General features: G+C 68.5%; 11 protein-coding genes. 8 read left to right on the top strand and 3 right to left on the bottom strand.

Annotated features, from left to right (window positions below):
* Positions 1-4 precede the first annotated feature (4 nt).
* Genes VAPA_RS02595 through VAPA_RS02585 form a run of 3 tightly spaced genes read left to right on the top strand, consistent with a single transcriptional unit; the run spans position 5 to position 2706 of the window.
* Entirely contained in the window at positions 5-1168 is a 1164-nt protein-coding gene (locus VAPA_RS02595) for an acyl-CoA dehydrogenase family protein (RefSeq protein WP_021005213.1), read from the top strand.
* A 46-nt stretch (positions 1169-1214) separates the two neighbouring features.
* A complete protein-coding gene (locus VAPA_RS02590; protein WP_021005212.1) occupies positions 1215-2471 on the top strand; it encodes a 6-phosphofructokinase in 1257 nt (418 codons plus the stop codon).
* A 4-nt stretch (positions 2472-2475) separates the two neighbouring features.
* On the top strand, positions 2476-2706 hold the full coding sequence (locus VAPA_RS02585) for a cysteine-rich CWC family protein (protein ID WP_021005211.1): 231 nt from the start codon (positions 2476-2478) through the stop codon (positions 2704-2706).
* Here the strand turns inward: VAPA_RS02585 and VAPA_RS02580 are convergent.
* Positions 2697-3995, bottom strand: a complete 1299-nt coding sequence (locus tag VAPA_RS02580; RefSeq protein ID WP_021005210.1) for a zinc-binding metallopeptidase family protein — start codon at positions 3993-3995, stop codon at positions 2697-2699. The genes VAPA_RS02585 and VAPA_RS02580 overlap by 10 nt on opposite strands.
* Positions 3996-4122: 127 nt before the next feature.
* On the opposite strand from VAPA_RS02580, the gene VAPA_RS02575 reads away from it, so the two are divergent.
* The 5 genes from VAPA_RS02575 (at position 4123) to VAPA_RS02555 (ending at position 11307) form a co-directional block, all read left to right on the top strand.
* Positions 4123-5607 (top strand): DHA2 family efflux MFS transporter permease subunit, encoded by a 1485-nt coding sequence (locus VAPA_RS02575; RefSeq protein ID WP_041945982.1) that lies wholly within the window; start codon positions 4123-4125, stop codon positions 5605-5607.
* A 161-nt stretch (positions 5608-5768) separates the two neighbouring features.
* Complete coding sequence (locus VAPA_RS02570) at positions 5769-6821, top strand: ABC transporter substrate-binding protein (protein ID WP_230558948.1); 1053 nt, start codon at positions 5769-5771, stop codon at positions 6819-6821.
* 50 nt (positions 6822-6871) lie between these two features.
* A complete protein-coding gene (locus tag VAPA_RS02565; protein WP_021005207.1) occupies positions 6872-7639 on the top strand; it encodes a class II glutamine amidotransferase in 768 nt (255 codons plus the stop codon).
* A 135-nt stretch (positions 7640-7774) separates the two neighbouring features.
* Complete coding sequence (locus VAPA_RS02560; RefSeq protein WP_021005206.1) at positions 7775-10006, top strand: TonB-dependent receptor; 2232 nt, start codon at positions 7775-7777, stop codon at positions 10004-10006.
* Complete coding sequence (locus tag VAPA_RS02555) at positions 10006-11307, top strand: PepSY-associated TM helix domain-containing protein (protein ID WP_021005205.1); 1302 nt, start codon at positions 10006-10008, stop codon at positions 11305-11307. Before VAPA_RS02560 ends, VAPA_RS02555 begins: the two co-directional genes overlap by 1 nt.
* Here VAPA_RS02555 and gshB read toward each other — a convergent pair.
* Positions 11270-12223, bottom strand: a complete 954-nt coding sequence (gene gshB / locus VAPA_RS02550; RefSeq protein WP_021005204.1) for a glutathione synthase — start codon at positions 12221-12223, stop codon at positions 11270-11272. The genes VAPA_RS02555 and gshB overlap by 38 nt on opposite strands.
* Positions 12220-13485 carry a benzoate/H(+) symporter BenE family transporter gene (locus VAPA_RS02545; protein WP_021005203.1) on the bottom strand — a complete coding sequence of 422 codons (1266 nt, stop codon included), beginning with the start codon at positions 13483-13485 and terminating at the stop codon, positions 12220-12222. The genes gshB and VAPA_RS02545 overlap by 4 nt, the downstream gene beginning before the upstream one ends.
* Positions 13486-13509 lie beyond the last annotated feature (24 nt).

Below are 13509 nucleotides of genomic sequence, written 5' to 3'. Positions count from 1 at the left end.
GGCCATGATCGAACGCACGCTTTTCAGCGCCGACCACGAGGCCTTCCGCGACAGCTTCCGCCGCTTCATGGACAAGGAGATCGCGCCCTTCCACGAGGCGTGGGAAGAGCAGGGCTACGTGGACCGCGCCGTGTGGTCCAAGGCCGGCGGGAACGGCTTTCTCTGCATGGCGCTGCCGGAGGAATACGGCGGCGCGGGCGCCGACCTGCTCTATTCGGTGATCCAGTTCGAGGAACTCTGGGCGCGCGGCTTCACGGGCATCGGCTTCGGGCTGCACAGCGAGATCGTGGCGCCCTACGTCCTGCGCTACGGCACCGATGCGCAGAAGCAGCACTACCTCCCCCAACTCGCGAGCGGCGAGATGGTCGGCGCCATCGCGATGAGCGAGCCCGGCGCGGGCAGCGACCTGCAGGCGGTGAAGACCAGCGCCATCCGCCAGCCCGACGGCAGCTACCTGCTCAACGGCAGCAAGACCTTCATCACCAACGGCTGGCACGCCGACCTGGTGATCGTGGTCGCCAAGACCGACCCGGCCGCCGGCGCCAAGGGCATCAGCCTGTTCCTGGTCGAGCGCGGCATGCCGGGCTTCGAGAAGGGCAAGCGGCTCAAGAAGCTGGGGCTGAAGGCGCAGGACACCTCCGAGCTGTTCTTCAACGACGTGCGGCTGCCGGCCGACGCGTTGCTCGGCGATGCCGCGCAACTGAACCGCGGCTTCGTCTGCCTGATGGAGCAGTTGCCGTGGGAGCGGCTGCAGATCGCGATCAGCGCGGTGGCCGCATCGCAGGCCGCCATCGACCAGACCGTGGCGTACGTGAAGGAGCGCAAGGTGTTCGGCCAGCCGGTGGGCAGCTACCAGAACACGCGCTACACGCTCGCCGAGCTGCAGACCGAGGTGCAGGTGGCGCAGGTGTTCGTCGACAAGTGCATCGAGCTGCTGATGGCCGAGAAGCTCGATACCGCCAGCGCCAGCATGGCCAAGTACTGGACCACCGACCTGCAGTGCAAGGTGATGGACGCCTGCGTGCAGCTGCACGGCGGCTACGGCTTCATGTGGGAGTACCCGATCACGCGCGCGTATGCCGATGCGCGGGTGCAGCGCATCTATGGCGGCACGAACGAGATCATGAAAGAGGTGATCACGCGCGCGATGGGCCTGGGCGGGCGCTGAAACAGGGGCACTGGCGTCTGACTTGAGGCTGCGGGAGAATGGCCGCATGCCCATCCTCAACGCCTTCTACGCCCAGTCGGGCGGCGTCACCTCGGTCATCAATGCGTCGGCCTGCGGCGTGATCGAGACGGCACGAAAACATCCGGACCGCATCGGCAACGTCTACGCCGGGCGCAACGGCATCATCGGCGCGCTGACCGAGGAGCTGATCGACACCGGCGCCGAACCGGCCGAAGCCATCGCGGCGCTGCGCAGCACGCCCGCGGGCGCCTTCGGTTCGTGCCGCTACAAGCTCAAGTCGCTCGAGAAGAACCGGCGCGAGTACGAGCGGCTCATCGAGGTGTTCAAGGCGCACGGCATCGGCTATTTCTTCTACAACGGCGGCGGCGACTCGGCCGACACCTGCTTCAAGGTGAGCCAGCTGTCGCAGTCGATGGGCTATCCGCTGCAGGCGATCCACGTGCCCAAGACCATCGACAACGACCTGCCGCTGACCGACTGCTGCCCGGGCTTCGGCTCGGTGGCCAAGTACGTGGCGGTGTCGACGCTGGAAGCCTCGTTCGACGTGCGCTCGATGGCGGCCACCTCCACCAAGGTGTTCGTGCTCGAGGTGATGGGGCGGCATGCGGGCTGGATCGCGGCCGCCGGCGGGCTCGTGGCCGACCATGGGATTCCGGTGGTGGTGCTGTTCCCCGAGATCGAGTTCGACAAGGCGCGCTTTCTCGCACGCGTCGACGAGCTGGTGAAGCAGCATGGCTACTGCTCGGTGGTGGTGTCCGAGGGCTGCCACTACCCCGACGGCAGCTTCCTGGCCGAGCAGGGCACGCGCGACGCTTTCGGCCATGCGCAGCTCGGCGGCGCGGCGCCCGTGGTGGCGCAGATGGTCAAGGAGGCGCTGGGCCACAAGTTCCACTGGGCCGTGGCCGACTACCTGCAGCGCGCGGCCCGGCACATTGCCTCGGCCACCGACGTGAGGCAGGCCTACGAGCTGGGGCAGCGCGCGGTCGAGCTCGCGCTCGAAGGCCGCAACGCGGTGATGCCCACCATCGAGCGCACCTCCGATGCGCCCTATGCCTACCGCATCGGCAGCGCGCCGCTCGACGCAGTGGCGAACGTCGAAAAACCCATGCCGCGCGACTTCATCTCGGACGACGGCTGGGGCATCACCGACAAGTGCAGGCGCTACCTTCTGCCGCTGATCGAGGGCGAGGACTACCCCGCCTATCGCAACGGCCTGCCGGTGTACGCCACATTGCGGAACGTGGCCGTGCCCAGGAAGCTCCCTGCCTTCGAGCTCGCCTGACGTGATGGAAACGGCCACTGCCATCGACGCCACGCGCTGCCCGCTGTGCGGCGAGCAGAACCGCTGCGCCATGGAAGCCGCGCGCGAAACCGGCCAGCCGCAGCCGCCCTGCTGGTGCATGGCGGCCGACTTCGGCCATGCGCCTTTCGCGGCCCTGCCCCAGGCATCGCGCGGAAAGGCCTGCATGTGCGCCCGCTGCGCCGCGGGAACGCCTGCCGAGCCTCGTCAGGACTGAGCGGCGTCCTGCTGCTGGCTTTGGGCCGGCGGCAGCGGTACGCCGGGCGAAGCCGCCGCGGACACCGTACTGTCGCGCTGCTGCGTGATCACGCAATGGATGAACTGCAGCTTGCCGACGGCCACGCGCGGCAGCACGAAGGGGTAGTAGTCGGGCTGGCCCATGCTGCGCGAAAGCTCGTTGAGCACGTTGGTGAGCAGCACCCAGCCGTTGAGAAAATCCAGGAACCTGGCGGCGCCGGGATGCCCCGGCTGCCACAGGTCGTCCATGGTGAACAGGTCGCTCGCGAGCTCGACGTTGGTGGCGTCCACGCCAAAGCTCATGGCCGTGTCGGCGGTGTCGGCCATGTGCAGGTAGTGCGCCCAGGTCTCGGCCCAGTCTTCCCAGGGGTGCATGCTCGCGTAGCTGCTCACGAAGCGGTTGGCCCAGTCGGGCGGCGGGCCCTGTTCGTAGTGCTGCTGGAGCGCCGCGGCGTAGTCGGCGCGCTCGTCGCCGAAGAGCGCGCGGAACTCGTCCAGCCACGGCGTGGGCCGCACCAGCAGGTCCCAGTAGTAGTGGCCGACCTCGTGGCGGAAATGCCCCAGCAGCGTTCGGTAGGGCTCGCGCATTTCAGCCCGGATGCGCTCGCGCACCGCGTCCTCGGCCTCTTCGGCGTTGAGGGTGATCACGCCCTGTTCATGCCCGGTCATCACGTGCGGGCCGCCCGGCATGTTGCCGAGAAAGTCGAAAGCCAGCCCGTGCACCGGATCGGCATGGCGGCTGACCACCGGCAGCCCGAGCGCCAGCAGCTGCGAGATGAGCCGGCGCTTCGCATGCTCGAGCTTGCGCCAGAGTTCGCCGTTGCTCTCCACCGAAAGATCGGGGATGGTGCGGGTGACGCTGCAGGCCAGGCAGTAGCCGGGTGCGAGGCCGTCGGTGTTGAACGACGGGTCGTCGCCCTCGCGCGGGGCCGGCACCATCCAGTTGCAGCTGGCGGCGGTCATGAGGTTGGCGCAGCGGCGGTAGGTCCGGCCGCCGGGGTCGCCGAACACGGTGAAGAGTTCGGGCTCGGCGCCGTCTTCCGCTTTGTCTTGGTCCGGGACGGGCGCCAGCGGCACGACGCCCAGGCGTTCGATCACGTAGCCGAGCGGCGTGCGGCAGGCCAGGCACTGGCTGTTGCGCAGGAACACCGGCCGGCCGCACTGGCAGCGGTAGGCGCGGCTCACCGTCGGCGCCGCAAGCTCGGACGCGAGGTGGGGCGCGGCGTCCGGGTCGGGGGCCTCGGCTCGATCGTCGGTTCGAATATCCATGTCGTTGTTCTGGAGGCAGTGCGGGACAGCGGATGCATTGTGAGGCGGGCAGGCTCCGGCCTCGCCGAGCAAAGCCCGATATGCTTGTAGGACGACGGACCCGCATCGAAAGCCGGGGCCACCGCCCATGACCACCACCCCCAAGCCAGAAGCCGTGTCGCCGGCCCCGCCGTCCATCGGCACCCTGCGCGAACGCCACGGCCCGCGCTACCGCTGGTACCTGCTGCTTTCGGTGATGGTGGGGGTGATGGCGTCGATCATGTCCTCGACCATCGTCAACGTCGCGATTCCGGGCATGAGCCATCATTTCTCGCTGGGTCAGGAGCGCGCGCAGTGGGTGAGCTCGGGCTTCATGGTGGCTATGACGGTCTCGATGCTGACCACGCCCTGGCTCCTGTCGCGCTACGGCTACCGGCGCACCTACGTGGGCACCATGGTGCTGCTGCTGGCGGGCGGCATTGGGGGCGGGGTGGCCAACAACTTCTCGCTGGTGCTGCTGGCGCGCGTGGCCGAAGGGCTCGCGGCGGGCGTGGTGCAGCCCATTCCGGCCATCATCATCCTGCGCGCCTTCGAGCCGCACGAGCAGGGGCGCGCCAGCGGCATCTTCGGCATGGGCGTGGTGCTGGCCCCGGCCATCGGCCCGAGCATCGGCGGCGTGCTGGTCGACCTGTTCGGCTGGCGCTCGATCTTCTTCATGGTGGTGCCGTTCTGCCTGACCTCGATCTGGCTGGCCTACAAGTTCGTGCCCACCACGGCGCCCGGCGGCGTGGCGGCCACGCGCGGCAGCGGGCTCGACTGGCGCGGCCTGGCGCTGGGCACCGTGGGCACCCTCTGCCTGCTGAACGGACTGGTCGAGCTGCGCGGCGATTCGCCGGTCCAGGCAGGCCTGCTGCTCGCGGCCGCGGTGCTGGCCTTTGCCGCCTTCGTCTGGTGGCAGCGCCGGTTCGCGGCCACCGGCGGCGAACCGCTGATGAACCTGGGGCTGTTCCAGTACCGCCAGTTCGCCATGGGCAGCGTGGTCGCCTTCATCTACGGCACGGCGCTGTTCGGCTCGACCTACCTGCTGCCCGTGTACATGCAGGTCGGGCTGCAGCTGTCGGCCTCGCACGTGGGCACCATCCTGCTGCCGGCGGGCATCGTGCTGGCCGTGACCATTGCCGGCGTGGGCCGGCTGGCCGACCGGCAGCCGACCTGGATGCTGGTGAGCATCGGGCTGGTGCTGCTGGCGGCGTCCTTCGCGCTGATGGTGGTGCTCAGGCTCGACAGCGCGCTCTGGCTGCTGGTGGCGTTTGCCATCATCGGGCGCATCGGGCTGGGCTTCATCCTGCCCTCGCTCAACCTCGGCGCGATGCGGCCGCTGGCCAAGCCGCTGATTCCGCAGGGTGCCAGCGCGATCAACTTCCTGCGCATGCTGGGCGGCGCGGCCGGCGTGAGCCTGTGCGCCATCATGCTCGAGTGGCGTTTGGCGGCGCATGGCGATTCGCTGGCCAATGCCGCGAGCAGCCCCGCGCGGCTGGCGGCCTTCGACGAAGTCTTCCTGATGCTGGCCGGGCTGTGTGCGATTGCCATTTGCGCGGCCTGGCAGCTTCGGCAACCCACCCGACAAGGGTAAGCACTTAGTAATACTTAAGCACCCATCGTTTCTAATTGTTAGCATTTGTTAGCTCATGATGGGACGGGTGTTTCATGCAACGCAGAAGTTTTGTCGCCGGGACGGCAGTTTTCGCAGCGGGCCTGACCCATCTCTCATCCGCGCAGGCCGCCGAGGTGGGGGTGACTGACACCGAAATCATGCTCGGCAGTTCGGCCGTCCTGAGCGGCCCGCTCGGTTCGCAGATCAAGGTCGTGCACAACGGCGCCGGCCTGGCCTTCGATGCCATCAACGAACAGGGCGGCGTGGGCGGACGCAAGATCAAGCTGGTGGCGCTGGACGACGAGCTGAAGCCCGAGAAGGCGCTCGAAAACTACGGCAAGCTGCTGAACGACCATCGCGTGTTCGCCTTCTTCGGCTGCGTGGGCTCGGGCACCACGGCCGCCGCGGCCAAAGTGCTGCAGCAAAGCGGTGCACCCAGCGTCGGCGGCTATGGCGTGGGCGACAGCGCGCGCGAACGCGTGGCGGGTTCGGCCTACTTCGTGCGCGCCAGCAATGCACGCGAAGCGCAGGCGCTGGTCGAGCACCTGTCGACCATTGGCGTGAGCAAGATCGCGATCGCCCACCTGGACAACCCTGGCGGCGTCGAGGCTGTGAAGCTGATCGAGGCGGCCATGGCCACGCACAAGCAGACGCCAGCGGCGGTGGTATCGGTGAAGGGCGATGGCTCGACGTCCGCCGCCGCCGGCAAGATGCTGGCGGACAGCCAGTCCCAGGCCGTGCTGATGTACCTGGCCGGCACCGTGGCCGGCGAGGTGATCAAGGCGACCTACGGGGCCGGCAGCAAGCCGATGTTCTATGGCATGTCGATCGTGCCGGGCGAGGTCACGGCCAAGGTGGTGCAACTGCAGGCCAGCGGCCTGGCCATCTCGCAGGTCATGCCCTATCCCTGGGGCGAGGTGGAATCCGTCACGCGCGACTACCGCCGCCTGGCGGAGCGCGCGCAGGTGCCGGTGGGCTACGGCAGCTTCGAGGGCTACCTGAACGGGCTGGTGATGATCGAGGCGCTCAAGCGCACCGGGCGCGACCTGACGCGCGCGCGCCTGCATGCGACGCTGCGCGCCCTCAGGCTGCGCCTGGCCGGCATGGACATCGATTTCTCGACCGGCAGCACCACCGGTTCGCGCTTCATCGAAATGGTGCGCGTCACGCCCGAAGGCCGCTTCGTGCGCTGAACGGGCGGCCGGGTTCCCCAGGCGGTCGGCGCTCGCGCTCTAATAGCGCCATGTGCCAACTGCTTGGAATGAACTGCAACACGCCCACGGACGTGACCTTCAGCTTTACCGGCTTCGCGCAGCGCGGCGGCCGCACCGACCACCATGCCGACGGCTGGGGCATCGCCTTCTTCGAAGACCGCGGGCTGCGCCACTTCGTCGACCACATGCCCGCGAGCGAATCGCCGGTGGCCGAGCTGATCCGGCGCTACCCGATCCAGAGCCGCAACGTCATTGCGCACATCCGCAAGGCGACCCAGGGCGCCGTCAACCTGCAGAACTGCCACCCCTTCGTGCGCGAGCTGTGGGGCCGCTACTGGGTGTTCGCCCACAACGGCGACCTGAAGGATTTCCGCCCGCGGCTGCACGGCAACTTCCACCCGGTGGGCAACACCGACAGCGAGCACGCCTTCTGCTGGATCATGCAGGAGCTGGCCAAGTCGCATGCGGGCGTGCCGAGCATCGAGGAGCTCACGCTCACGCTGCGCGAACTGGCGCCGCAGCTTGCGGGCCACGGCACCTTCAACTTCATGCTGTCGAACGGCCAGGCGCTCTGGGCCCACGCCTCCACGCACCTCTGGTACGTGGAACGGCGCCATCCTTTCGTGACCGCGCAGCTGTCGGACGAAGACCTCGAGATCGATTTCGCACAGCACACCACGCCGAACGACCGCGTGGCGGTGGTCGTGACCGCGCCGCTCACCACCAATGAACGCTGGACGGCCTTCGCGCCCGGCGAACTGCACGTGTTCGTGGACGGGCAGCTGGCGCCGTTCTGAAGCGGCCCCGCTCAGCCGCTCGACTGACAACTTTTCTCTGACACTTTTCCGCAACATGGCGGGAAAGTTTCGAAATCATGGGCTGTGTTATCGAATAATAACGGTTCTCATTTGCATTACAGATTGAACCGTTCCATGTCCGCTGCTCCGTTTCTCCGGCTTCGCCCGACCGTGGCCGCCTCGCTGCTCGCCCTTCACGCAGTGGCGGCCCTTGCCCAGACCACCCCGGCGCAGCCGGCTCCCGCAGTGCCGGCAGCCTCGCCGTCGACAAACGGCACGCTGGCCACCATCACCGTCGAAGCCAGTGCCGACGCTTCGGCCGAGGGCCTGACCAAGCCCTACGCGGGCGGCCAGGTGGCGCGCGGCGGCCGCGTCGGCATCCTGGGCAACCAGGACATGATGAGCACGCCGTTCTCGAGCACCAACTACACCAACGAGCTGATCCAGGACCAGCAGGCCAAGAGCGTCGCCGACGTGCTGCTCAACGACCCGTCTGTGCGCCAGGCGCGCGGCTTCGGCAACTTCCAGGAGCTCTACGTGGTGCGCGGCTTCCCCGTGTACTCGGACGACGTCTCCTACAACGGCCTCTACGGCATGCTGCCGCGCCAGTACATCGCCTCCGAATTCTTCGAGCGCGTGGAAGTGTTCCGCGGCGCCAACACCTTCCTGAACGGCGCCGCGCCCGGCGGCAGCGGCATCGGCGGCGCGATCAACCTGCTGCCCAAGCGCGCCCCCAACGAGCCGCTCACCCGCGTCGGCTTCGGCGTGCAGACCGGCGGCCAAGGCTACGTGAATCTCGACCTGGCGCGCCGCTTCGGTCCCGACGACAGCCTGGGCGTGCGCGTGAACGCCGTGCGCCGCGAAGGCGGCACCGGCGTGTTCAAGGAAAGCCAGCAGCTCAGCGCCTTCGGCATCGGCCTCGACTGGCACAGCCGCAACGTGCGGCTGTCGGCCGACTTCGGCTACCAGAACTACGACCTGAAGGACGGCCGCCCGAGCCTCACGCCCTCCTCGACGCTGCCGATTCCCCGCGCACCCGACGCCGGGTCCAATTTCGCCCAGCCCTGGACCTACTCGAAGGAAAAGGACAAGTTCGCCACCTTCCGCGGCGAGGTCGACATCACCGACAACATCACGGCCTGGGCTGCCGGCGGCGTGCGCCGCAGCGACGAAGACAACGTGCTGTCGAACCCGACCCTCACCGATGCGTTCGGCAACACGAGCAACACGCGCTTCAACAACACCCGCAAGGACCGCATCGGCACCGCCGAGATCGGCGTGCGCGGCAACTTCGTCACCGGCCCGGTGAAACACACCGTGGTGGCCTCGGCTGCCACCTACAGCAACGACCGCGACAACGCCTACACGATCTCGCGCGGCAGCATTCGCAACAACATCTACGCGCCCTCCGCATCGCCCTACCCGATCGCCAACAGCTTCACCGGCAACACGCTCGAAGAGCCGCGCCTGACCGACAAGATCGACACGTCGAGCATTGCCATCGCCGATACCATGTCCTTCCTGGACGACCGCCTGCTGGTCACGCTCGGCGCGCGCCGCCAGACCATCAAGCAGACCAGCTTCGCCTACACCACGCTCAAGGAAACGAGCGCCTACGACAAGAGCAAGGCCACGCCGGTGGCCGGGGTCGTATTCAAGATCACGCCGACCGTGTCGGCCTACGCCAACTACATCGAAGGCCTGGTCAAGGGCAACGTGGCGGGCACGACGGTGAACAACCGCCCGGTCACCAATGCCGGCGAAGTGTTCGCGCCCTACCAGGCCAAGCAGAAGGAAATCGGCGTCAAGTACGACGGCGGCACGCTCGGCGCCAGCGCCGCGTTCTTCACCACGGACCAGCCCACGTATTACTACTCGGGCCAGACCTACGGCCTCTACGGCAAGCAGCGCAACCAGGGCCTCGAGTTCTCGGTGTTCGGCCAGCCGACCAAGGGCCTGCGCCTGCTGGGCGGCCTGACGCTGCTCGACGCCAAGCAGAAGAACACGCAAGGCGGCGCCACCGACGGCCTCACCGCCATCGGCGTGGCCAGGCAGCAGGCCAACCTCGGTGCCGAGTGGGACGTGCCGGGCGTACGCAACCTGTCGCTGAATGCGCGCCTGCTGTACACCTCCAAGCAGTACGCCAACGCCGCCAACACCCAGCAGATCCCGGGCTGGACGCGCTTCGACGTCGGCGCGCGCTACCTGGTCGACCTGGGCAACGGCCGCGCGCTCACGCTGCGCGCACGCATCGACAACCTGTTCAACAAGTCGTACTGGGCGTCGGTGGGCGGCACACAGGGCTCCAACTACCTGGTCCTCGGCGCACCGCGCACCTTCGCGGTGAGCGGCACCATCGACTTCTGATGCGCGCCCTCGCGACCGCCGTACACCGCTGGGCGGGGCTGGCGGTGGCCCTCTTCCTCGTCGTCTCGGGCCTGACCGGCGCCGTCATCTCGTGGGACCACGAGATCGACGGCTGGCTCAACCGCAAGCTCTACGACACTCCGAGCCGCGGTCCCTTCAAGGACCCGTTCGAGCTCGCCGCCGCCGTCGAGGCACACGATGCGCGCGCGCGGGTCGCCTACCTTCCGCTGGGTTTCGAGGAAGGCCACGCCGCCGGCTACTTCGTGCAGCCGCGCACCGACCCGGCCACCGGCGAGCCCTTCAGGCTCGGCTACAACCAGGTGTTCGTCGACCCGGTGAGCGCCGAGGTGCGCGGCCGCCGCGACTCGACCGCGATCTCGCTCAAGCCCGAGACGCTGATGCCGTTCCTGCGCAAGCTCCACTACATGCTGCACGTGCCGGCGATGTGGGGCACCGACCGCATCGGCTGGTGGATCATGGGCACGGTGGCGCTGGTGTGGCTGCTCGACAGCTTCGTCGCGCTCTATCTCACCACGCCGCGCCGGCTGCGCCAGCCAGTGCATCCGGAGCACCGGCCCGCGGGCGTCTGGTGGCAGCGCTGGAAGCCGGCCTGGACGGTGCGCTGGGCGGCCGGCGGCTACAGACTCAATTTCGACCTGCACCGCGCGGGCGGGCTGTGGATCTGGATGCTGATCATCGTCATCGCCTTCACCTCCTTCTCGCTGAACCTCTACAGGGAGGTGTTCCATCCGATGCTCTCGCTGGTGTCGAAGACCACGCCGGGCCCGTCGGCGCTGGTGCCGCTCGCGCCGCTGGGCACGCGCATCGAGCCCGTCATCGGCTTTCGCGAGATCGTGGCCCGGGCCGAGGCCGAGGCCCGGCGCCGCGGCTGGACCACGCCGCTGGGCGGCGTGTTCTACAACGCGCGCGGCGGCTTCTACAACATCTCGTTCTTCGACCGTGCCTCGCACGACGACAGCGACGGCATGGGCCTGTCGAACCTGTACCTCGACGGGCGCGACGGCCACCTCATCGGCAGCAACCGGCCGTGGCACGGCACGGCGGCCGACGTGTTCGCGCAGCTGCAGCTGCCGCTGCATGGCGGGCGCATCCTCGGGCTGCCGGGGCGCATCCTGATGTCGGCCATGGGGCTCGCGGTGGCGATGCTGTCGATCACCGGCATCGTCATCTGGGCGCGCAAGCTGCGCTCGCGGCGGCTGCAGGACCGGCGCCAGCGCGAACCGGCCGGCGCGGCGCCCGCGCTCAGGCAGGGCGCAGGGTTTTCTCCAGCGCGTCGATGAACATCGCCGGCACGTCGAAGCCGGTCTGCTCGGTGATCTCCTGGAAGCAGGTCGGGCTGGTCACGTTGATCTCGGTCACGGAGTCGCCGATCACGTCGAGCCCGATCAGGAGCAGGCCGCGCGGCGCGAGTGCACGGCCCACGGTTTCGGCGATCTCGCGGTTGCGCGGCGTGAGCGGCTGCGCCACGCCCTTGCCGCCGGCCGCCAGGTTGCCGCGCACTTCGGAGCCCTGCGGAATGCGCGCCAGCACGAACGGCGCCGGCTCGCCCGCGATGATCAAAATGCGCTTGTCGCCCTGCACGATGTCGGGCACGAAGCGCTGCACCATGATGGTCTCGGCGCCGTTCTTGTTGAGCGTCTCGACGATGGAGCCGAGGTTCAGGCCGTCCTTCGTCACCCGGAAGATGCCCATGCCGCCCATGCCGTCGAGCGGCTTCAGGATGATGTCGCCGTGCTCGGCATGGAAGTCGCGCACGGCCTGCGCGCTGCGCGTGACCAGCGTGGGCGTGGTGAACTGCGGAAACTCCATGATCGCGAGCTTCTCGGGATGGTCGCGCAGCGCGCGCGGCTTGTTGACCACGTGCGCGCCTTCGCGCTCGGCCTGCTCGAGCAGGTGGGTGGCGTAGATGTACTCGGCGTCGAAGGGCGGGTCCTTGCGCATGAGCACGGCGTCGAAGTCCTTCAGCGCCTTCGATTCGCGGATGTCCTCGCGGTACCAGGCCTTGCTGTCCCCGGTGAGCGTGATCTGCTGCACGTTGGCCGTGACCACGCCGCCCGACACCCACTGCAGGTCTTCCGGCAGGCAGGCCGCGATGCGGTGCCCGCGGCGCTGGGCCTCGCGCATCATCGAGAAGGTGGTGTCCTTGTAGATCTTGAAATGATCGAGCGGATCGGCGACGAAGAGGATGTTTTTCATCTGGGAGTCTTTCCGGCGCCGGGTGCGGCCGCCATGTTGCTGCTGTCTGGCGCGATGTTGCCGGAAGCGGCGATGTCCTTGCCGGCGGAGGCCTTTGTGCGCCCGGCCTGCTGCACCGCGAGGGCGAGCGCGCCCGCCACCACGCCCCAGAAGGCCGAGCCGATGCCCGCGATGGCCACGCCCGAGAGCGTGACCAGGAAGGTGATGATCGCGGCCTCGCGGTGCGGCTCGTCGCGCACCGCGGCAGCCAGCCCGCCGCCGATGGTGCCCAGCAGCGCGAGGCCGGCAATGGCGGCGACCAGTTCTTTCGGAAAGGCCGTGAGCAGCCCGGTGACCGCCGCGCCGAAGAAGGCGATCACCACGTAGAGGGCGCCGCAGCTCACCGCGGCCGTGTAGCGGCGCGCCGGGTCTTCGTGCGCCTCGCGGCCCATGCAGATGGCGGCGGTGATCGCGCCCAGGTTCAGGGCAAAGGCGCCGAAGGGCGCGAGCACCAGCGTGGCGAGCCCGGTTGCCGTGATGATCTTGCTGATCGGCAGGTCGCCGTAGCCTGCGGCGCGGATGGTGGCCACGCCCGGCAGGTTCTGCGATGCCATGGTGACGATGAAGAGCGGCAGCGCCAGGCTCACGATGGCCTGCCAGCTGAACACCGGCATGGTGAACACCGGCCAGGTGAGCGAGAACTGCACCGCGGACACGCTCATCTCGCCGCGCGCCGCCACGAAGGCCATGGCCACGAGCAGCGTGAGCGGCACCGCATAGCGCGGCAGCAGGCGCTTGGCCACCAGGTAGGTGCCGAGCATCAGCAGCACCAGCGGCAACGCGGTTTTCGCGGCGATGAACGCGTCGAGCCCGAAGCGCGCGAGCACCCCGGCCAGCAGGGCGGCGGCAATGGCCATCGGGATCCTGTTCATCACCCGCTCGAACCATCCCGTGGCGCCCGCGAGCACAACCAGCGCGGCGCAGGCGATGAAGGCGCCGACCGCCTCGCCCATGCCATAGCTGCCGGCCGCCACGGCGAGCACCGCGGCGCCCGGCGTGCTCCAGGCGATCATCACCGGCTTGCGCCACCACAGCGACAGCACGATGGAAGGCAGGCCCATGCCGATGCCCAGCGCCCACATCCACGAGGCCGCAAGCTCGGGCGTGGCGCCGAAGGCCTGCGCGGCCTGGAACACGATGGCCACCGAGCTCGTGAAGCCCACGAGCACCGCGACGAAGCCCGCGGTGAAGGCCGAGAGGCTCAGATCCTTGAAAAAACGCATCGGGCGATTGTGCCGGGGACGCCC

This window comes from Variovorax paradoxus B4, assembly GCF_000463015.1.
In the GTDB taxonomy this organism is placed as follows: domain Bacteria; phylum Pseudomonadota; class Gammaproteobacteria; order Burkholderiales; family Burkholderiaceae_C; genus Variovorax; species Variovorax paradoxus_E.
Note: the sequence above shows the minus strand (reverse complement) of the source record. Positions and strands in the feature narration are given on the sequence as shown.

What these genes read in the sequence shown, in the direction of transcription:
- VAPA_RS02595 (WP_021005213.1), top strand. Translation starts at nt 5, where the DNA reads ATGATCGAACGCACGCTTTTCAGCGCCGACCACGAGGCCTTCCGCGAC.
- VAPA_RS02590 (WP_021005212.1), top strand. Translation starts at nt 1,215, where the DNA reads ATGCCCATCCTCAACGCCTTCTACGCCCAGTCGGGCGGCGTCACCTCG.
- VAPA_RS02585 (WP_021005211.1), top strand. Translation starts at nt 2,476, where the DNA reads ATGGAAACGGCCACTGCCATCGACGCCACGCGCTGCCCGCTGTGCGGC.
- VAPA_RS02580 (WP_021005210.1), bottom strand. Translation starts at nt 3,995, where the DNA reads ATGGATATTCGAACCGACGATCGAGCCGAGGCCCCCGACCCGGACGCC.
- VAPA_RS02575 (WP_041945982.1), top strand. Translation starts at nt 4,123, where the DNA reads ATGACCACCACCCCCAAGCCAGAAGCCGTGTCGCCGGCCCCGCCGTCC.
- VAPA_RS02565 (WP_021005207.1), top strand. Translation starts at nt 6,872, where the DNA reads ATGTGCCAACTGCTTGGAATGAACTGCAACACGCCCACGGACGTGACC.
- VAPA_RS02560 (WP_021005206.1), top strand. Translation starts at nt 7,775, where the DNA reads ATGTCCGCTGCTCCGTTTCTCCGGCTTCGCCCGACCGTGGCCGCCTCG.
- VAPA_RS02555 (WP_021005205.1), top strand. Translation starts at nt 10,006, where the DNA reads ATGCGCGCCCTCGCGACCGCCGTACACCGCTGGGCGGGGCTGGCGGTG.
- gshB (WP_021005204.1), bottom strand. Translation starts at nt 12,223, where the DNA reads ATGAAAAACATCCTCTTCGTCGCCGATCCGCTCGATCATTTCAAGATC.
- VAPA_RS02545 (WP_021005203.1), bottom strand. Translation starts at nt 13,485, where the DNA reads ATGCGTTTTTTCAAGGATCTGAGCCTCTCGGCCTTCACCGCGGGCTTC.